The 19998-nt window shown below is 59.3% G+C and carries 18 protein-coding genes; 9 read left to right on the plus strand and 9 right to left on the minus strand.

From position 1 onward, the window contains the following. Window positions 1-17: 17 nt before the first annotated feature. The 6 genes from NI20_RS0102930 to gltS form a co-directional block, all read right to left on the minus strand. Window positions 18-2519 carry a LuxR C-terminal-related transcriptional regulator gene (locus NI20_RS0102930; protein WP_033119959.1) on the minus strand — a complete coding sequence of 834 codons (2502 nt, stop codon included), beginning with the start codon at window positions 2517-2519 and terminating at the stop codon, window positions 18-20. Window positions 2520-2679: 160 nt separating this feature from the next. Then, a complete protein-coding gene (mnmE, locus tag NI20_RS0102935) occupies window positions 2680-4068 on the minus strand; it encodes a tRNA uridine-5-carboxymethylaminomethyl(34) synthesis GTPase MnmE (protein ID WP_033119960.1) in 1389 nt (462 codons plus the stop codon). 279 nt (window positions 4069-4347) lie between these two features. After that, complete coding sequence (locus NI20_RS0102940) at window positions 4348-4704, minus strand: DUF6054 family protein (RefSeq protein WP_033119961.1); 357 nt, start codon at window positions 4702-4704, stop codon at window positions 4348-4350. A 127-nt stretch (window positions 4705-4831) separates the two neighbouring features. Next, on the minus strand, window positions 4832-5227 hold the full coding sequence (locus NI20_RS0102945; RefSeq protein ID WP_033119962.1) for a hypothetical protein: 396 nt from the start codon (window positions 5225-5227) through the stop codon (window positions 4832-4834). 132 nt (window positions 5228-5359) lie between these two features. Further along, window positions 5360-5482, minus strand: coding sequence for a hypothetical protein (locus NI20_RS15820; protein WP_255357997.1), 123 nt, complete (start codon window positions 5480-5482; stop codon window positions 5360-5362). 4 nt (window positions 5483-5486) lie between these two features. After that, window positions 5487-6710, minus strand: coding sequence for a sodium/glutamate symporter (gltS, locus tag NI20_RS0102950; protein ID WP_033119963.1), 1224 nt, complete (start codon window positions 6708-6710; stop codon window positions 5487-5489). Window positions 6711-7234: 524 nt separating this feature from the next. Between gltS and NI20_RS0102955 the strand changes: the two genes are divergently transcribed. Next, window positions 7235-8269 (plus strand): 3-deoxy-7-phosphoheptulonate synthase, encoded by a 1035-nt coding sequence (locus NI20_RS0102955; RefSeq protein ID WP_033119964.1) that lies wholly within the window; start codon window positions 7235-7237, stop codon window positions 8267-8269. An 86-nt stretch (window positions 8270-8355) separates the two neighbouring features. On the opposite strand, the gene NI20_RS0102960 is transcribed toward NI20_RS0102955, so the two are convergent. Next, window positions 8356-10515, minus strand: coding sequence for a Tex family protein (locus NI20_RS0102960; RefSeq protein ID WP_033119965.1), 2160 nt, complete (start codon window positions 10513-10515; stop codon window positions 8356-8358). Between the two features lie 277 nt (window positions 10516-10792). On the opposite strand from NI20_RS0102960, the gene NI20_RS15325 reads away from it, so the two are divergent. Further along, window positions 10793-11191 (plus strand): DUF4430 domain-containing protein, encoded by a 399-nt coding sequence (locus NI20_RS15325; protein ID WP_033119966.1) that lies wholly within the window; start codon window positions 10793-10795, stop codon window positions 11189-11191. After that, window positions 11178-11702, plus strand: coding sequence for a hypothetical protein (locus tag NI20_RS0102970; protein ID WP_033119967.1), 525 nt, complete (start codon window positions 11178-11180; stop codon window positions 11700-11702). The genes NI20_RS15325 and NI20_RS0102970 overlap by 14 nt, the downstream gene beginning before the upstream one ends. A gap of 66 nt (window positions 11703-11768) precedes the next feature. Here the strand turns inward: NI20_RS0102970 and NI20_RS0102975 are convergent, their stop codons facing one another. Beyond that, complete coding sequence (locus tag NI20_RS0102975; RefSeq protein ID WP_242842906.1) at window positions 11769-12200, minus strand: helix-turn-helix transcriptional regulator; 432 nt, start codon at window positions 12198-12200, stop codon at window positions 11769-11771. A gap of 109 nt (window positions 12201-12309) precedes the next feature. On the opposite strand from NI20_RS0102975, the gene NI20_RS0102980 reads away from it, so the two are divergent. The 4 genes from NI20_RS0102980 to NI20_RS0102995 all read left to right on the plus strand — a co-directional run bounded on the left by NI20_RS0102980 (window position 12310) and on the right by NI20_RS0102995 (window position 16753). Continuing rightward, window positions 12310-13011, plus strand: a complete 702-nt coding sequence (locus NI20_RS0102980) for a serine/threonine-protein kinase (RefSeq protein ID WP_033119968.1) — start codon at window positions 12310-12312, stop codon at window positions 13009-13011. A gap of 1 nt (window position 13012) precedes the next feature. Further along, the gene (locus NI20_RS0102985) at window positions 13013-14287 is read left to right on the plus strand and encodes a zinc ribbon domain-containing protein (RefSeq protein WP_033119969.1); all 1275 of its coding nucleotides are present in this window, start codon (window positions 13013-13015) and stop codon (window positions 14285-14287) included. Window positions 14288-14432: 145 nt separating this feature from the next. Continuing rightward, on the plus strand, window positions 14433-15830 hold the full coding sequence (locus NI20_RS0102990; RefSeq protein ID WP_156108542.1) for a hypothetical protein: 1398 nt from the start codon (window positions 14433-14435) through the stop codon (window positions 15828-15830). Window positions 15831-15841: 11 nt separating this feature from the next. Continuing rightward, a complete protein-coding gene (locus NI20_RS0102995) occupies window positions 15842-16753 on the plus strand; it encodes an S-layer homology domain-containing protein (RefSeq protein WP_033119971.1) in 912 nt (303 codons plus the stop codon). A 63-nt stretch (window positions 16754-16816) separates the two neighbouring features. Here the strand turns inward: NI20_RS0102995 and NI20_RS0103000 are convergent, their stop codons facing one another. Then, the gene (locus NI20_RS0103000) at window positions 16817-17479 is read right to left on the minus strand and encodes a Crp/Fnr family transcriptional regulator (RefSeq protein WP_033119972.1); all 663 of its coding nucleotides are present in this window, start codon (window positions 17477-17479) and stop codon (window positions 16817-16819) included. 84 nt (window positions 17480-17563) lie between these two features. Between NI20_RS0103000 and NI20_RS0103005 the strand changes: the two genes are divergently transcribed. Together NI20_RS0103005 and hcp are read left to right on the plus strand one after the other, a co-directional pair. Continuing rightward, window positions 17564-18277, plus strand: coding sequence for an ATP-binding protein (locus NI20_RS0103005; protein ID WP_033119973.1), 714 nt, complete (start codon window positions 17564-17566; stop codon window positions 18275-18277). 58 nt (window positions 18278-18335) lie between these two features. Then, window positions 18336-19919: a hydroxylamine reductase gene (hcp, locus tag NI20_RS0103010; protein WP_033119977.1), complete on the plus strand. Its 1584-nt coding sequence runs from the start codon at window positions 18336-18338 to the stop codon at window positions 19917-19919. The last annotated feature ends 79 nt before the right edge of the window (window positions 19920-19998 follow it).

Below are 19998 nucleotides of genomic sequence, written 5' to 3' on the forward strand. Positions count from 1 at the left end.
TGCGTCCTTGCTGTGCCTTAGCTCTTCGGCGCGGCGAGCTCGGCGAGCCGTTTGCGCTTGGTGCGCACGTCGCCTGTGATGAGAAGCTTGGAATAGATCTGATTGATGTACTGCTTCACGCTTCCCTCGGACAAAAAGAGCTGCTCGGCGATCTCGCGGTTGCTCAGGCGTTTGGCGACGAGCGCGGCGATGGCGCTTTCGCGCTCGGTGAGGCCCGCGAGGGCGGCGGGATGGGAGCCTTCCGCACGCTTTTCGCCGCAGCGGCGCACAAAGTCCTCGCCAAGCGGTGTGACCGTCCGGACAAACGCGGCAAATTTCGCACCCACGCCGCGCGTGAGCGCCGTCTTGAGATAGCGGTAATTTTCGACAAACGGCAGATAGAGCGCGTCCGGCTCCGCCGCGGCGAGGGCAGAGATCAAAAGTTCGTCTGCCGTCTCGCGCTTGCCGAGCATTTCGTAGGCCGCGGCGGTCTGAAGGCGGATGTGCAGCGCGACGAGCGCATAGTGCATCGCCTCGCACATACCGAGCAGCGCTTCGCTGTGGCCAATGACCTTGGCATATTCGCCCTGGGCGAGGTAGACCTGATTTTCGATAAGCTCCATCATCGGCTTTCCGGGCGCGAGGAAGTGGATGGAGGCGAGTTGATGCTCGCGGAAGACCGCGGGAATTTTTTCGGGCAGTCCCAGCAGCGCATAGTAATAGGCGCAGGAGCTTTGCAGAATGTTGAGCCACGCGACGTTGTGCTGCTGCAGCAGCGCCTCGCGCCGCAGCTCAAAGGACTCGCGCGGCGTGAAAGAAGTGCAGAGCGAGAGCCGCCAGGCGAGAAAGTCGCAGCACAGGGCCATGTTTTCCTGCCCGTTGCCGTCAATCTGCGCATAGGCGCGCTCGAGCATGATCTGCGCGTCGGCAAAGCCGGCGCGCATGAAGTCGGCCTCCGCGCGCATGATGGTCTCAGCGCCCTGCCCGTGGCCGTTTGTGATCTTATAGTAGTGCGGCATGCACTCGTCCATCTCGGTGAGCTCGCTCTGGAGTTCGCCGGACGCGCGGTAAAACATCATCAGCACCGACGGCGAGCCGAACGTCCAGCCCCCGCTTTTCTGGATGCTGATGGCGGGGCGCGACATCTGCGCGCTTGCGCTGCGGTGCAGGCGGCTCATCGCGGAGATGTCGTTGTACATCAAAAAGCTCATGATGAGGTCGCACTCGCCGAGAAGGTCGCCGCGCTCGCTCTCCGGCCAGTCGGGGTGTTCGGTGATCGCGGCGAGCAGCAGCTCCTTGAGCTCGAGCATCTTTGGGATCTGCCGCCAGTTGAACATGCTGCGCATCAGAACGAGGAGCGAAAGCGGGTGCTCCTTGAGCGTTTCGACCGGGCAGCGGGCGATGAAGTCGAGCACCTGCTGCGCGCCAAGCGACGTGAGCAGGATGCCCGCGTCGCGCTGGATGACGCGCAGCGCCGCGTCGTAGTTTTTGGCAAGACAGTAGAATTTGAGCGCATGCAGATATTGCCCATGCGTTTTGTACCACTCGCCATATCTATTATGGTAAACTGCCTGCCGCCGCGGCTCCATCGTGTGGAACGTGCGCTCGGCGCAGTCCTTCATCATGTGGTGGAAGCGGAACGTTACGCCGTCCGGCAGGCACTTGACAAAGGCGTTCTGCTCGGTCAACGTCTGTAAGATCGTAGCGGCGTTTTTGCTGCCGGTGACGGCTTCGGCCATCTCGACGGTGAATTCGTCCGCAAGGCTCATGACGGCCAAAAATTCGCGCCGCTTTGACGGCAGCGGGTCGATCATCGCGGCGGAGAACATCGCGTAGATATCCGAGCTGCGGCTCGGCAGCTCGCCGCGCTCGTGCAGCGTGCGGAGATTTAAGTAAATGGCCGAGAACCACCCCTCGCTCGAATAGAGCAGCGATTCAATCTGCGCGTCCGAGAGCTCCGTGCCGCAGCGGTGGGCGTAGATCGAGAGCTCCGTGTGGTTGAGGCGCAGCTGCTCGGCGCCCACGGTGTAGAGCCTGCCGCCAAGGCGCAGAATCTCCTCCGCGGGCAGGAAGCGGTCGCGGCTTGCGACGATCAGGTGAACGTTTTCGGGCAGGCGGTTCGTCAGCGTGCAGAGAAAGGCGGGCACGCGGTTGTCGGTCAAAAGGTGAAAGTCGTCGATGAAAATATAGCAGGGCCGCTTGCCCGCGAGCGCGTGGCAGAGATCGTCCGTCAGGAGGCTTTCGCCCGCGGCGTCGTCGGGGCAGGGGTAGGCGCGCAGAAAGTCGAACCCCGTGTGGGAAAAGGCCTCCTGCACGCTCTTCCAGAAGATGGCCAGATTGTCCGAATACACGCTGATACGCACAACGGCGGCTTCGTCGAGCTTGGCGCGCTCTAAAAGATACCAGTTCACCGCCGTCGTCTTGCCGTAGCCCATCGGCGCGATCACGGTTGTGAGCGCGCAGCGCGAGATCGGGCGCAGGCACTCCTGCAGGCGCTCGGATATGTAGACGGTGTTCAAATTCCAGCTTCGCTTCGGCATGGCGTACCTCCAAGACAGTTTTGACCGGGGGCTTTTCTTTCAAGATATCATACGCCGCGTTTTTTGGCAACTATGAGAAAAAAGCGGCTGAATGAATGCGGCATCTGATAAAAAAGTACCCTGAACGGTTCGTTCAGGGTACTTTTATTGAAATAAGCTCTTATTTTCCGACGCAGAAGCGCTCGAAGATGCGCGCGACCATGTCCTCGCGCGCGGTGCGGCCCGTGAGCTCGCCGAGGGCGTTTTCCGCCTGCTCTACTTCCGTGAGTACAACGTCGGGCGTCATGCCGCTTTGGAGCGCGTCCTTCGCCGCACGGACGCTATCAAGCGCGCGGCGGATGGCGTCGGCCTGACGGGCGTCTGTCACGAGGGACGTATCGCCTTTCGGCGCGGGGTAAAGCGTGCGGATCGCCGCTTCCAGCGCTTCGAACCCCTCGTGCGTCACGCTTGAGAGCGAAATAATCGCCTCCGGCGTGCGCCAGTCTTTGTCGGGGACAATGCCTGCCCCGCCGCCGAGGTCGGATTTTGTCAGCAGCAGCAGCCACGGCTTGCCGCTTTTCGCGGCAAGTTCCAGCGGAGCAAGCATTTCTGCTGCCCGCGCCTCGGATGCCGGCAGTCCCGTGCTGCCGTCCAACAGCGCGAGGATCAGATCAGCGTCCTCGACCGCTTTTTTCGATCGCTCGACGCCGAGCTGTTCGACGAGATCGTCCGTCTCGTGTAGACCCGCCGTGTCGATGAGGCGCAGCAGCACGCCGCCGACCGTCGCCTTTTCCTCCACCGTGTCGCGCGTCGTGCCCGCGATGTCTGTGACGATGGCACGGTCAAAGCCGACGAGCGCGTTCAAAAGTGAGCTCTTGCCTGCGTTCGGCGCGCCAATGATGGCGGTCGCGACGCCGTTTTTGAGCACTTTCCCGCGTGCGAACGTGCCGAGAAGATCAGAAAGCGTCTCTTCACAGCATAAAAGCGTGCGCTCGGTCTCCTCGCGCGAGAGGTCTTCAATGTCCTCGTCGGGGTAGTCGACGACGGCGTAGAAACGGCTCGAAACGTCGAGCAGCTTGTCATAAACACTTTCGATCGGGCGGCGCAGCGCGCCGGAGAGCTGGGCCGCGGCATTGCGCGCGCTCTCCGCCGTCTCGGCGTCGATGAGGTCGATGACTGCCTCAGCCTCGGTGAGGTCGAGCTTTCCGTTCAGGAACGCCCGCTGCGTGAATTCACCGGGCCGCGCCTGCCGTGCGCCCGCGGCAAATGCCGCTTGCAGCACCTCGCTCAGTACGACCGGCGAGCCATGGCAGTGGAGCTCAGCGCTCTCCTCGCCCGTGTAGCTGTGGGCGGCGGAAAAACAGACCGCCATGCCGCGGTCGAGCAGCGTGCCGTCCGCCGAGCGGATGTCGCCATAGGTCATGCGGCGGTACGGAAGCGCTTCGACCGCCATGCCGCTTGCGGGTGTGAACAGCGCGGCGAGCACGCGCCGCGTCTCCTCTCCGCTCAGGCGCACGATGCCGATGGCCGACGGGCTTTGCGCCGTGGCGATGGCTGCAATGGTTTCCATGACCGTTTCCTCGCTTTTCCTTGATTTTGCCCAAAGTATACCACAAAGACGAAAAAATGAAAAGGGGCGCGGCTGCGCCCCTCACTGATTTGAAAATTACATCAAGTCAAAAGAAAATAAAGCTGGCTGAGCAGCACGACACTCTCGCATACGCAGATGATCTTAAAATTGCGCGTGCTCATGCTGCCCTTTTTATACTCATCAAGGCTGAAATATATCGTAAGTGCGGCCGCTATCATCGTTATGACATAAATGTACGTCGTTTGTCCCTCCTCAAAATCAAGATCTGATTTCCTCAAAGCCGAGCTTCGCCAAAACCTTGGCGACCCTGCGCGCAAAATCCTGATTGGCGCCCAGACTGATGTTCATAAGGCCCTCGCCGCCTCCGGTGCCGATGATCGTCGCCTGCTGGACTTCTCCGGAGTCGATGATCTGCACTGTGCTGACGGCCATGCTGCCGTTTCTCATATAGTACCGCTCCAGAATGAGCAGCAGCACTTTGACGCCGTTCACCTCCGACATCTGCTCCAGAGACAGCTCGGCAACATCGCCCTTGAAATCATCGAGAATGCTTTTGGATACCTCCGCCAAGTCGGTCTCCGACCCGCGCTTCATTTTGATGATCGCAGAACTCATGCTGTTTCCTCGCTTTCTCATTTTATCTCTCGTTTGGTTTTCGCCGCCCGCGTCCGCGATGCGCTCAACAGCGCCGCAGCCTGCCGGCGCAAAAAAGAGACCATCACAAACAGAACGACAGATCTTTTCACTGCTTGGCTTTCGTTTCCTCCACCGTCCACGGCAGGAAAATCGGGAATATCTCAATCACAAAGTGCGGCTCCTGAATATCGTCGTCCGGGTGGGACTGCGCGAGGCGGACCTCGACGTCATTGGCATCCTTGACCGTCGCGGTGGCAAAGCCCGCTTCTGCGCCGAAGACGAGGTACTGCGGCCCGATGTACGGCATCCGGCCATCTTCATCCAGTTCGAGCGGCATCGTTTCAAACGGCTTCGCGATGTCGACACCGAGCGTTTGGAGATACGCCGTCACGGCAGGATAGGCCTTCGCGGCCTCTTTTACATAGTTGCGGCAATAGGCGCAGCCGCACAGGTCAGACTGCTTAAGCTCGCGATAAAATTGTTTCGTTCGCTCGATATCCATCGGCGTTCCACCCCTTTCACCGGTTTGCTTTCGTATTATATCATACAGGAAATTTGGCCCGCAAGCGGAAAAGCAGCGCCGAAAGGCGCTGCTTTTTTGATGCGGAGGGGATGGACTTACAGTGGGAGGGATTCAGTTGACCGTCAGCAATTTGTGCCGGTCCAGCAGGCGGTTCCCATAGTGGAAGACCAGCTCGCCGATGACGACGCCGAGCACCGCCGCGGCGAGGACATCGCTCGGGAAGTGGACGTACATGGTCTCACCTCGACGTCCACCAGCCGATGTTGGCGGCAATTAGAACGGCATTGAAGAAGTCAATGAACATGCCGCCGACCATCGGGATGGCAAAGTACGCCACCGGCGAAGGACCGTATTTCTTCGTCACGACCTGCATGTTGGCCATGGCGTTCGAGGTTGCGCCCATGGCGAAGCCGATGAAGCCCGCGGTCATAACTGCCGCATCGTAATTACGGCCCATAACGCGAAAGACAACAAAGTAAGCAAAGAGAACCATCACCACACACTGCAGCAGCAGGCATACGATCATCGGCAAGGCGAGGTCGATCAGCTCCCAGAGTTTCAAGCCTGCGAGCGCCATAGCGAGGAAGATGGAGAGAAACATATTACCCATTGTGTCGATCTCCTCGGCGGGATATTCAGTATGTGCGCCGTCCATCACATTGCGAACGACCACGGCGACGAGCATCGCGCCGATGTACGCAGGAAAGGTCAGATTTGTCAGTGCCGTGAGCCACACGCTGACTTGATTTCCGATGCCGACCGCCAGCAGGAGCAGCATGAAGCCCTTGACAAAGCGAGGGCTGTTTGTGATAAAACGCTCGTCTTCACTCGCCACATCAGTGGCAAGGCCGACGCCCTGTGTGCCGCCGATGGCAGTCATCGTCTCTGGGTGCAGATTATGTTTTTCAATCAAGCGGCGTGCTGTCGGGCCACCCATCAGCGAGCCGGCTACAAGGCCGAATGTCGCCGCCGCGATGGAAACGACGCTGCCGCCGACCGCACCCGCGGCCTCAAGGTCGGGGCCGAACGCCGCCGCCGTGCCAGGGCCGCCGACCAGAGCGATGGAGCCGCAGCCGATACCGAGCAGCGGATCGCGCCCGAAGAGCGCCATCACGCCGCCGCCAAGGAAGTTTTGCAGCGGGATCATCACAATGGAGATGGCAAGGCACAGGATGACAGCTTTGCCGCCCTTGAGCAGCGCGGGGATACTGACCGTGAAGCCGACGGTGGTGAAGAACATGATCATAAAAACGGTTTGCAGCGTCGCGTCGAAGTTGATGGACACGATGCCCGTGGAATAGAGAATGCAGTTGAGGATGGAAAAGCACAGTCCGCCGACCAGCGGAGCGGGGATGCAGTAGCGGCTGAGCAGCGAGACCTTGTCGGTGATGACGCCGCCCAGCCAGAACAGGAAAGCGCCCAGAGCAACAGCGTGGTAGATGTTGAGTTCGATCGTCAGCATAATGATTCCTCCTTTTATGTGTCCGGTTCGGCGCGCGGCAACCACATACCACTCTGCCGCGTACCCTTTCAATCAGCAGTCTAATCCGGAATCGCGAAAAGTAGTTGTTAAATTCAGTCAAATGAGATAATTTCCGCATCTCAACCGATAAAAATATTGCGAAAATGTATGATTTGACTGTTTAAAATACATAAATATCAATAAAAAGTTTAGAAAACGCTCAAAATGTGTGAAAGAGGAAAATAAAACCAAACGGGAAATTGATGCACTGTACCGGCATGAAACGCATCTGCGTTTATACGAATGAGGTTCACGGCAACAAAAAAGGAAATAAGGAGCACGGCTGCACAGCCGTTGGAAGCGGCTCGGGCGGAATTGACCGCCGTTTTCGAGATTCGATAGAATTTGCACGTGCCGTTTTCGAATCTTTATACAGTCCGACATGAAATCGCGCTTGCAGAACCGCGGGGAACGCTGTAAAATAATAGACAATATCGGTCAATTATCGACAAGGAGTATTCATTATGCAGCAAAATGCAAAATTCATCCGTAAACTGCCCATCCCGATGGACATTAAAAAAGAGTTCCCCGTCACGGAAGAGGTCGCCAAGGTGCGTGAGGCGCGTGTGGAAGAGATGCGCGCGATCCTCGACGGGTGTGACAGCCGCCTGATGCTCATCATCGGCCCCTGCTCTGCCGACCGCGAGGACAGCGTAATGGACTATGTCTGCCGCCTCGTCCCCCTGCAGGAAAAGGTCAAGGATAAGATCCTGATCGTCCCGCGCATCTACACGAACAAGCCGCGCACCAACGGCTCGGGCTACAAGGGCATGCTCCACCAGCCCGACCCGAGCAAGAAGCCCGACATGCTCGAGGGCATCATCGCCATCCGCCGTCTCCACACCCGCGCGGTGCAGGAGACCGGCTTTGCCTGTGCCGACGAGATGCTCTATCCCGAAAACTACCGCTATCTGTCTGATATTCTGGGCTATGTCGCCGTCGGCGCGCGCTCGGTTGAGAACCAGCAGCACCGCCTCGTCGCGAGCGGTATTGATGTGCCCGTCGGCATGAAGAACCCCACGGGCGGCGACTTGAGCGTGATGATGAACTCCATCTATGCGGCGATGGGCGACCACACGTTCCTCTACCGCGGCTGGGAGGTCGAGACCGCGGGCAACCCCTATGCCCACGCCATCATGCGCGGCTATGTGAACGAAAAGGGCGACAGCCGCCCCAACTACCACTATGAAGACCTGGTGCAGCTGCACAAGCTGTACGCGGAAAGGGGCATCAAGAACCCCGCCTGCATTGTCGACTGCAACCACGCCAACTCCGGCAAGCAGTATTTGGAGCAGATCCGCATTGCGAAGGAGGTCCTGCACTCCAAGCGCCACTCGAATGACATCAACGCGCTCGTCAAGGGCCTGATGATCGAGAGCTACATCGAGGACGGCAACCAGAAGATCAGCGAGGGCACCTACGGCAAGAGCATCACCGACGCCTGCCTCGGCTGGGAAAAGAGCGAAAAGCTCGTGCTGGAGCTGGCTGATTTGCTGTAAATCAGCGTACGATAAAATGGAAAAACTCCCACGGTTCCGGTATTACCGGAACCGTGGGAGCTTTTATGTCAACTGCAGGACGAAACTTATTTCGCCTGCTTCATGGAGAGGCTGATGCGCTTTTTCTTTTCATCCACTTCCAGCACGACGACCTTGACGACGTCGCCGACGGACACGACCTCGGACGGGTGCTTGATGAACTTGTTCGACACCTGCGAGATGTGGACAAGTCCATCCTGATGCACGCCGATGTCCACGAACACGCCGAAGTCGATGACGTTGCGCACCGTGCCGGTCAGCACCATGCCGGGCTTCAGGTCCTTCATCTCAAGCACGTCCGTGCGCAGGATGGGCTTGGGCAGCTCGTCACGCACGTCGCGTCCGGGCTTTAAAAGTTCGCTCATGATGTCACGCAGCGTGGGAAGGCCCACGCCGATCTCCGCTGCGGCCTTTTCTTCGCCGTAGGTCTTGATGCGCGCGGGAAGGTCGGAGAGCTTCCCCTCCTTTACGTCCGCGAGCGTATGACCCGAGAGGGCAAGGAGCGCCTTGGCGGCCTCGTAACTCTCGGGGTGGACGGCGGTGTTATCAAGAACGCTCTTGCTCTCCGGCACGCGCAGAAAGCCCGCGCACTGCTGGAAGGCCTTGGGGCCGAGCTTTGGCACTTTCTTGATCTGCGCGCGTGAGGTGAACGCGCCGTTCTCCTCGCGGTACGAGACGACATTTTTCGCCGTTGTGCCGTTCAGGCCCGCGACGCGCTGCAAAAGTGACGGCGACGCCGTGTTGATATCCACGCCGACGGCGTTGACGCAGTCCTCGACCACGCCGTTCAGCGCCTCGTCGAGCTGCTTTTGCGGCATGTCGTGCTGATACTGCCCCACGCCGATGGCCTTGGGGTCGATCTTCACGAGCTCGGCAAGCGGGTCCTGTAATCTCCGCGCGATGGACACGGCAGAGCGGAGGTTCACGTCGTACTGCGGGAATTCCTCGGCGGCGAGCTTGCTCGCCGAGTACACGGACGCGCCCGCCTCAGAGACAATCATGTAGCTCACGTGCGCACCGCCCTCGTTCACCTGACGGATGAGCTCGACGGCCATCTGTTCGGTCTCGCGGCTGGCCGTGCCGTTACCGATGGCGATGTGCTCCACACCGTGCTTTTTGATGAGCGTTGCCAGCGCGGCGATGGCTTCATTTTTCTGCCGCTCGCCGTAGGTCGGGTAGACCACGGCGGTATCGAGCACCTTGCCTGTGCCGTCCACGACGGCGACCTTGCAGCCCATGCGGTAACCGGGATCAAGGCCCATCGTGACCTTGCCCTTGACCGGCGGCTGCATCAAAAGCGGCTTTAAGTTGAGCGCAAACTGGCCGATGGCACCCTCGTCTGCCTGCTCAGTGAGCTGATTTCGCACCTCGCGCTCGAGCGAGGGGAAGATGAGACGGTCGTAGGCGTCCTCGGCGGCGGACTTGACGAATTCCATGGCGGCGGAGCCGGGCTTCACGACTGCACGGCGCAGCAGCGGGAGCGCCTGCTCGCGGTCGAGCGCGACGGTGACTTTCAAAATGCCCTCTTTTTCGCCGCGGTTGATGGCGAGCACCTGATGCCCCTGCAAGCGGGCGACAGACTGCGTAAAATCGTAGTATAGGCGATAGACGCTGTCGTCCTCGGTCGCGGCCCTGCTCACAAGCTGGCCCTGACGGGAAATGAGCGCGCGAAGGCTCTTGCGGATGGCGGCGTCGTCAGAGATCTGCTCAGCGATGATGTCGCTCGCGCCCTGCAGGGCGTCCTCGACCGTCTCGACGCCCTTTTCGGGGTCGACAAAGTCGCGCGCGGCCTCCTCGGGCCGCGGGCAGTCACGCTCCTGCGCGAAGAGCAGCGCGGCGAGTGGTTCAAGGCCCTTTTCCTTCGCCATCGTGGCGCGGGTGCGGCGCTTTTGCTTGTAGGGGCGGTAGAGGTCTTCGACCTCGGTGAGCGTTTTGGCGCTGTCGATGGCGGCAGCGAGCTTATCGGTCAGCTTGCCCTGCTCGTCGATAGACTTTTTCACCGCTTCGCGGCGCTCTTCAAGACCGCGGAGGTATTGGAGCCGCTCTTCGAGCGTGCGCAGAGAGGTATCGTCCATTGCACCGTGGAGCTCCTTGCGGTAGCGGGCGATGAAGGGGATGGTGTTGCCCTCGTCGAGCAAGCGCACGACGTTTTCAACGTGCCGGGGGTCTTTGCCGAGCTCGGCGGCAAGGGCCTGAATGAGATCCATAAAATGTTCCTTTCGTATATCGGGCGCCGAAGCGGCGCGGTCAAGTGAATCAGCAATGTCCGCCCGAAAGCGGGCGGAACGTAAAACTCATTATACCGCATCGTGCGGCAATGCGCAAAGCCTTTTGCACGGAAAAAAGGCGGAGGATCGGCGCGACGGCTGGGGCTTTACATTCTGCCGCTTTGACGGTAAAATACGACGCAGCGTTCAAAGGCATCGAATGCTTCGCTTTGCCGCTCAAAGGCGGCATTTTTCAGCAAGAGAAGGAGAAAACAAAATGCAGAAGAAAAACAACAAAGGCGTCATCGCCCTCATCATCGTGCTTGTGCTGGCGGCTGCCGCGCTCGTCATTTGGCAGACAAACAAGCTGGAGACGCAGCAGGGCGGTAAGGAGATCACCGTCAACGTCGACCACCTGAACGGCGACGACACGACCTTCACCATCCACACCGACGAAGAGTACCTGCGCGGCGCGCTCGAGCAGGAAGACCTCATCGAGGGCACAGAGAGCGAGTACGGCCTCTATGTGCTGACTGTGGACGGCGAGACCGCCGACGAGAGTGAGCAGCAGTGGTGGGGCTACAGCGTGAACGGCACGTTCGCTGAGCTCGGTGTGGACAGCCAGCCCATCGCGGACGGCGATGTGTACGACTTCGTGCTGAATGTCGGCTGGTAAGTCCGCAAGACTCAGCATCCGCGAGATCGCGGAGCTGTCGCTTTTCTGCGCGCTGATGGTCGCGGGCAAGGAGTGCCTGCGCCTTATCCCGAACGTGCATCCGGTCACGCTGCTGCTGCTTTTGGCCACGGCGGTGTACGGCGCGAAGGCGCTTTATCCGGCGTTCGGCTTTGCCCTGCTCGAGATCGCGCTCTACGGCGCGGGGCTTTGGAACCTGATGTATCTCTACGTCTGGCCGATCGTCGTGCTTGCCGCGCTGCCGTTTCGCAGAAGCGAGAGCCGCGCATTTTGGGCGGCCATCGCGGGGCTGCACGGGCTGTGCTTCGGCGCGCTGTGCGCCATTCCGTATTTTTTCATCGGCGGATGGCAGATGGCGTTTTCGTGGTGGGTCTCGGGCATCCCGTATGACGTCATCCACTGCGTGTCAAATACGGTCCTTGTCTTCGTGCTCTTCCCGCCGCTGCGGCGCGCACTGGAGCGCGCGAAGAAAACGTCGGGCGGAAGAGAATAGCAAAAAGCACCTGCCTTCAAGGCAGGTGCTTTTTGTCTGGTCGTGTCGCTTTTCAGCGTATAAGTGTCAGAACAGCGTTTCCTCGTCCTCGGAGAACAGCCGGTCGTTGACGGCGAAAAGGTCCATGCCATGCAGCAGCCCGTAAATGATGATCGCGTTACGCCGGACCTTGGGATAGAGCTCGGCGAGGCCGCACAGGCGCAGAAGCTCCTGCGTCTCCTTGAGCGAGGCGCTCAATCCAAAGCACAGGCACAGCATGCGGCTGCGCGAGGGATTGCGCCGTCCCGCAAAAATCTGGTGCAAGTATATTTCGCTCATGCCGGACTGCTTGGCGAGCGCGGCCTTGGAAAGACCCTTCTTTTCAAGCATTTCGTTGAGTCGCGCCACGGCGCTTGCCGAGGAGAAGTTGTCCTCGTTTGCCGCAAGAAATGTCGTCAGATCAGGGGCGTCCATCAGCTCGCTGCGCAGATCGTCAGTGTTTCTTCGCTCCATCTTCATCCATCTTCCGCCTTTACAAAAATTCAAAGACAACATATAATAATCCTCAATTATTTTACATTTTTTGACATGGGAAAACAATATGCTGGCTGCATAGGGTGTGAAATTTATGACGCTGTACGAGAGCTTTTTGGAGGCTGTGACAACCGAATACGACACGCTCCGCGTGCTGAAGCAGAGCCCGCGCGGGACTGTCTCCGTCGTGCGGCATAAGAAAAGCGGCACGTGCTATGTCTTCCGCCGCTACAGCGGCAGCGGCGAGGTCTATCGCCGTCTGCTGCCGGTGCTGTGCCCGCATCTGCCGCAGATCATGGAAGCGGAGCAGGACGGTCAAACCGCTGTGCTGGAGGAGTATGTGCAGGGCGACACGCTCGCAGAGCTTCTGATGGGGGCACGGCTCACGGAGAGGGAAGCGCGGCAGGTCACGATGCAGCTCTGCCAAGCGCTGCATGTGCTGCACTCGATGGGCGCGGTGCACCGCGACGTCAAACCGGAAAACGTCATCCTGCGCGGCAGCGACGCCGTGCTCATCGACTTTGACGCCGCGCGCATCTACAAGGACGAGTCCGAGAGCGACACGCAGGTGCTCGGCACGACGGGCTTTGCCGCGCCCGAGCAGTACGGCATCTTCCAGTCCGACGAGCGGGCGGACATTTTTTCGCTCGGCGTGCTGCTCAATATCATGCTTACGGGCAAGCACCCCTCGCGCGAGATGGCGGCGGGGAAAATGGGCCGCATCGTGCGCAAATGCACGATGACCGCGCCGGAGCAGCGCTATCAGAGCGCGCGAGCGCTGATGGAGGTGCTGTGAGATGAATTTTGAGGAAAAGCGCTGTCCGCATTGTGGCGCGCTGCTTGTCGAAAACGCTTCGTTCTGCCCCTACTGTGAAAGCGTGCTGATCGAAAAGCGCCCTGCGGAAATGCCAAAGCCGAAACGCCGCAGGCGCATCACCGCGGCGCTCCTGCTGGCGGCGATATTGGTGGTGACATTGACGGCGGTTGGATTTGCCAACCGAGGAAAGATCATCGACGCGCAGGGCGCGGAGCTTACCTACGAAGCGGACGGACAGACATTCCATCTGGCGCTGAGCTTTGAATCGCAGGGAGGCGCGCCGTTTTTCGGCCAGCCGCTTTTCACCGTAGAGGTCCGCGAGGATCAGGTGCGCGGCCAGGTGTCGAGCTCCCACGTTTTTGTCGACAATGGCGGCGGCGTGGACAAGAAGAATGAATTTCTCGCCCTTGTGGATCACTACGAGGTGACGACCACGCCGTGCGATGGCATCACTCTTTTGCAGATCGACGAGACGTTCCTCCCGACGAACTCCAATGCGGCGATCGAGGCCATCCCGAGCTATCACACCGAGCAGCTCAAGGAGGGGGAGGGCAACGTCATCTGGACGATCTACCTCAAAAACGGCGACACGCTGCGCCTGCGCCACACAGCCAAGATCACGCGCGTCCCGGTCGTGACGCTGACCGAAAATGACTACCCGATGGCGACGGTCGACGATCTGAACGCGCTGCTCGACACCCTCGCGCACGAGGCGGATCGAAAGTCAGTCTACATTTTGCAGCTGACCGCGGTGACATACGAGGGCGGTCTGACGGTGAAAAATTTCTGCTGCGATCTGGTCGGCAGCGAGGGCGGCACGACCTTCACCGGCACGGTGACGATCGCGACGCGCGGCATTCACCCCTCAAACATCACGAACGTCCGCTTTATGGGCGACGGCACGGGCATCGGCCTTTCCGCGAGCGAAGGAGCATTCCTGCACCGCTGCACGTTTGAAAACTGGGAGATCGGCGCTTACGGCGGCCTCGGCAGCTGGGTCAACGCCACGGGCTGCACGTTCCGCGGCAACGGCGTGGGGCTGTGGCTCGACAACCGCGGCGGCGCGACGTGCTCGGGCAGCTACTATGGCGACAGCGTGTACGAAGACAACGGTACCGCCGTGCGCATCGCCGCGATGCCGGGCACAGAGACACTGGATTTCAATAACTGCATGTTCCGCGGCAACGGGGTAAATGTCGAAAACACGGCGGGATACGCCGTCGACCTCTCGCAGATCGTAACGGCGGACAATTAAAGAGAAAAAGGAGGAAACGCGACGTTTCCTCCTTTTTTGCAAAGGGTATGCTCCCAGCATATTGTTTTCCCGCACGGAAGCGTTTCGTCTTATTTCGGGGACAGGCGGCAGAGATGATACAACTTACAGCATAGAAGAGACTGTTGTGTCAGCAATGAAAGAGGCAGGCTATGAGTTCAGAGTGCTGGTGCATCCTGCTGGTGGCAATGAAAACTATCCGACAAGTGAGACGGTGAGCATGGAGAGCCAGTCTTCCGACCATGGAAAGGTGGGGCTGGATTGGACACATCTCTACTATGGAGATCCGTCGACTGCGGGCTCGTGGGTTTACGAAGCGCAGCTTGTGAAAACAGAAAATGGTACAAAAACAGTAGTGGCCCGCAGCTTCAGCTTGGATACGTTCCAAAGAATGGACAGAAAGCGCATGGAACTGAGCGGCAGTTTGGACAACATCAACGACGCTATTGCTGAGGAACTGGCGTGTTATTCAGAAGTCGGGGAGTATGAGCTGCCGACGATCGAGTTTGTTCTGCCTGCGGGCACGATCACAGGACAGATCATTATTCCTGAGACAAAGTGCTTCGTCGGCCTCATGGGCGCCGGCGCTGACGAAGGCGTGATCTCCACTACGATCAAGGGCGGCGTCAAGCTTGAGGGCGCAGATTGCGACTTTGAATCGATTCATTTTGTTGGTGCGGGCAAAGATCAGAAAAAGTGGAGTGATGGTTCTCCCAATGCGGCTGCTTATGGATGGGGAGAAGGCCTTCCGCGTAATTGCGTTCTTGAGGACTACTATTGTGCAATCGGCAGCGAAGACCGCTCTTCGTGGGCCGCTAACCGGTCTGTATTCCGCAATAACCATATTGGAATTCGGATGTCGGCGACCGGTGGCGGCAACCTTCAAATGCTCGGCAACTGGTTTGTCGGCAATGATACTGCGGTACAGGTGGACGTGTGCGACCAGCCGTCGCTTCTCGAAAGTTCTGGAAACCGTTTTGTGAACAACGGCTATGACATGGTAAATAATTCCGGCAAAACGATATGGATGTCGCAGAACTTCTTCTACCACGATTATGATGCGACAGACAGCGAAGCTGAGTGGAATCCTATCTTGTGGGAGCAGGAAGAGGTCAAAGGAGAGGACGACAAAACTGTCGTCATTTTGCAGCTGAAGCACGACGGTGAGAATGGTGCGGTTATTGCAGGAAATGATGCGCCAGAGTTTACAATTATAGAGGACTACAATCATGATCCGGAGTACTTTAACTTCCTGCCGTGGTTTGACGGAAACGATAAGACACTGGCCTACCCGCTTGCCAGAACTCAGAATTGCAATACATTCTTTCGTCCGAATTACCGTGATAAAAGCTGCCCGTCATGGCAATCGCTGGACGATCTCTACTACCCCTCCTACGTGCAGCAAGGCGTGACTATCAGCGAGAACGAGTTGGATGGGCTGCGCTTCAGCTCCTACGACAGCGAGACTGACACGGCGGTCGGCACGTTTGAGTTCAGCGCTTCGGTCGCTGAGACGGAAAATTGAGGAGGCGGCATATGAAAAAGTTACTTTCCTTTCTCCTGGCGCTGACGCTGTCGTTGAGCCTTGCGACCTTCGCGCTGGCGGACGATAACGGCGGCAGTTCCGCGCAGTTCGACCCTGAGGTGACCGTGGAGGAAAACGGCAGTACGATGACCGTTACATTGAGCAGTAAGGGTGCAAACGATGAAATTCTGGCATCGAAACGACCCACGCTGACGGTGGCCTGCGACTATGCGCGCGCAGTCGTTACCGATCCGAACGGTGTTCGGATCGAATCTACCCTCACAGACGGAAAGATCAGCTTCACCGTCACAATGGGCGGCAGCTATACGATCACGAGCCTCGGCACGTCCGCGCCCTCGCCCAAGCCCGCGGAGGACGGTAAGACCGACGAGCCGCAGCCAGACGACGGGAATTATGTCAACCCCTATCCCGACGTGCAGGCGGGTGACTGGTACAGCGGGGCCGTGCAGTTCGTCACCGAGGAAAAGCTGATGACCGGCACGGGCAAGGGCTTTGAGCCGAACGCCGCCACGACCCGCGCGATGCTCTGGACGATTTTGGCCTGCATGGACGGCGCGGACACGAACAGCACGGGTGCGTGGTATGCCGCCGCGCAGGATTGGGCGGTCAAGCATGGCGTGTCCGACGGCACGAGCCCGGACGGCAAGATCACGCGCGAGCAGCTCGCGACGATGCTCTACCGCTACGCGCAAAGCCGCGGCTTGGTCAAGGCCGATGTGCAGGGTGATCTGAGCGCGTTTACTGACAGCGCGAGCGTCAGCCCCTACGCGGCCGAGGCGATGTGCTGGGCCGTCGGGGCGGGCATCGTCAACGGTATGGACGGCAAGCTGAACCCGCAGGGGGAGGCGACCCGCGCGCAGATGGCGACGATGCTGATGCGCTACGCAAAGCTCGCTGCATAAAGCGAGAACAAAATGAAAAGGGAGTTCCTCTTGAAGGTAAGAGGAACTCCTTTTTTGCAAAATTCAGATATTCAGCACGAAGTGCTCTTTATGATAGTCCAGAAGCCCTTCCTTTTTCATTTTTCCAAGCTCGAGCGACAGTCCGCTGCGCTCAACGGCGAGAAAGTCCGCGAGCTGCTGGCGGGAGAATGGGATGTCGAACTCGACCGCGCCGCGTCGCTGCGCCTCGGCGGAGAGATAGGACATGAGCTTGGCGCGCGTCGTGCGCTGGGCGATGTGCGTGAGTTTTTCATTGAGCAGCAGGTTTTTTCCCGCAAGGTCGCTCAGAAGGTTTCGGATGATGCGGCTGTGGTGCGCGCAGGCGGCGGGACAGACCGTCAAAAGGCGCTTGACGTTCAAAAACAGCACCGTTGTCGGCGTTTCGGTCACGACGCTCACATTGGAGACACTGTTTGGCGCGCAGGCGAAGGCCGCGGCGTAGGTCTGCCCCGGTGCGGTGCGGGAGAGAATGTTGCGGTTGCCCCAGATATCCTCCTGCACGACGAGCGCGCAGCCGGAGAGCACCATGCCGATCTCCTCGACCGTGTCACCGGGATGAAGGAGAAACATGTCCTTGGGGAATTGCTCGGCCTTTGCCGCAAGGCAGGTGAGCATCGCATCGAGCTCGTCCTCCGTGACGCCGGAAAAGAGCGGCGAGGCGGCGAGAATGGGAAAAAATTCTTTCATAAGAAACGCCTTTCGTTGAAAATTCAACCGACTTGCTGGCCGCATTCTACTATAATACGCTTGAAAACGCAAGGAGGTATTGCAATGAAACGGAGAATCATTGAGATCGATCAAAATAAATGCAACGGCTGCGGCGCCTGCGCCGCGGCGTGCCACGAGGGCGCTATCGCCATGGTAAACGGCAAGGCGCAGCTGATGCGCGACGACTACTGCGACGGCCTGGGTGACTGCCTGCCGACGTGCCCGACCGGCGCGATTTCCTTTGTCGAGCGCGAGGCCGCGGCCTACGACGAGCAGGCGGTGCTTGAAAACAAGCAGAAGAAAATGCAGAAGGAGGGGATGACACTGCACCACAGCTGTCCCGGCATGCAGCTCAAGACCTTTGCGCACAAGGCGGCATCTGAAACGGCGGCTCCTGCTGCGCAGGAGAGCCAGCTCTCCCAGTGGCCGGTGCAGATCAAGCTCGTGCCCGTGAACGCGCCGTACTTCTCCGGCGCAAAGCTGCTCATCGCGGCGGACTGCACGGCGTACGCCTACGCGGCCTTCCACGAGAAATTCATCAAGGGCCACATTACGCTCGTCGGCTGCCCGAAGCTCGATAGCGTGGATTACAGCGAAAAGCTGACCGAGATCATCGCAAAAAATGACATCAAGAGCGTGACGGTCGTGCGAATGGAGGTCCCGTGCTGCGGCGGGCTCGAGCACGCGGCAAAGACCGCGCTGCAAAATAGCGGTAAATTCATCCCCTGGCAGGTCGTGACGATCTCGACGGACGGGAGAATACTGGATACGATTTGAGTCATCCTATGATCGATAAGACCACAGAATGAGAAGGATTTTTTCGGTGGACAACAAGATGTTTTGTTTTCAGTGCGAGCAGGCGGCGCACTGCACGGGCTGCACCGGCAGCGCGGGTGTGTGCGGAAAGAGCGCCGAGACGGCAAATTTGCAGGACGAGCTGACCGGCGCACTCATCGGCCTTGCCCGCGCTGCGGACGGCAGCCCCGGCGTGAACGAGGGCACATGGAGCCTCATCATCGAGGCGCTTTTCACCACGCTCACGAATGTGAACTTTGACGAAGCGGCCATCCGCGATGTGACTGCATGCGTGAAGGCGGAGAAGAGCCGTCTTGTGCCGGACTGCGCGTCCTGCATGTCGCCCTGCGGGCACAACAATGACTACGATGTCTCGCGGCTCTGGACGGAGGACGAGGACATCCGCAGCCTCAAGTCGCTTATCCTGTTCGGTATCCGCGGCATGGCGGCGTACGCCTACCACGCGATGGTGCTGGGCTATACGGACGGCGAGGTCAACCGCTTTTTTGCCAAGGCATTGTTTGCCATCGGCGAGGACTGGGGGATGGATGACCTGCTCCCCCTTGTGCTGGAGGTCGGCGAGAAAAACTACCGCTGCATGGCGCTGCTCGACAAGGCCAACACGGAGACCTACGGCACGCCAGAGCCGACCACCGTGCCGCTGACGGTGGAAAAGGGACCGTTCATCGTGGTTTCCGGCCACGACCTGCACGACTTGAAGCGCCTGCTCGAGCAGACGGAGGGCAAGGGCATCAACATCTATACGCACAGCGAGATGCTGCCCGCGCACGGCTACCCGGGCCTTAAAAAGTATGCCCATCTCAAGGGCAATTTCGGCACGGCGTGGCAGAACCAGCAAAAGGAATTTGCCGACATCCCTGCGCCCGTACTATTCACCACGAATTGCCTGATGCCGCCGAAAGCGAGCTATGCCGACCGCGTGTTCACTACGGCGGCGGTCTCATATCCGGAACTCAAGCATATCGGCGCGGACAAGGACTTCACGCCGGTCATCGAAAAGGCGCTGGAACTGGGCGGCTATGCCGAGGATAAGGCATTCACTGGCATCAACGGTGGCAGCACGGTTACGACGGGCTTTGCCCGCGGCGCGGTGCTGGGTGTGGCTGACAAGGTGGTTGAGGCCGTCAAGTCCGGCCGGATCCGTCACTTTTTCTTAGTCGGCGGCTGCGACGGCGCGCGCCCCGGCAGGAACTACTACACGGAATTCGTCAAGCAGACGCCGCCCGACACCATGGTGCTGACGCTGGCCTGCGGCAAGTTCCGCTTCAATGACTTAGATCTTGGCACGGTGGCGGGGCTGCCGCGCATCCTGGACATCGGCCAGTGCAACGACGCTTACAGCGCCATCCAGATCGCGCTGGCGCTCGCCGACGCCTTTGGCTGCGGTGTGAACGAGCTGCCGCTTTCGATGGTGCTCTCGTGGTACGAGCAGAAGGCGGTGTGCATCCTGCTGACGCTGCTGTATCTCGGCATCAAGGACATCCGCCTCGGTCCGACGCTGCCGGCGTTCCTCTCGCCGAACGTGCTCGACTACCTTGTCAAGAACTTTGGCATCGCGCCCATTACGACGCCAGAGGAGGACCTGAAGGCCATTCTGGGGTAAAACTGAAACGTACCGGCGGGCATTTTGCCCGCCGGTATTTTTTGCAGAGAAAGGAACGCAAAAATTAAGCGTGACTTTT

Origin of the sequence: Oscillibacter sp. ER4 (assembly GCF_000765235.1) — a bacterium.
Lineage (GTDB): Bacteria > Bacillota > Clostridia > Oscillospirales > Oscillospiraceae > Hominicoprocola > Hominicoprocola fusiformis.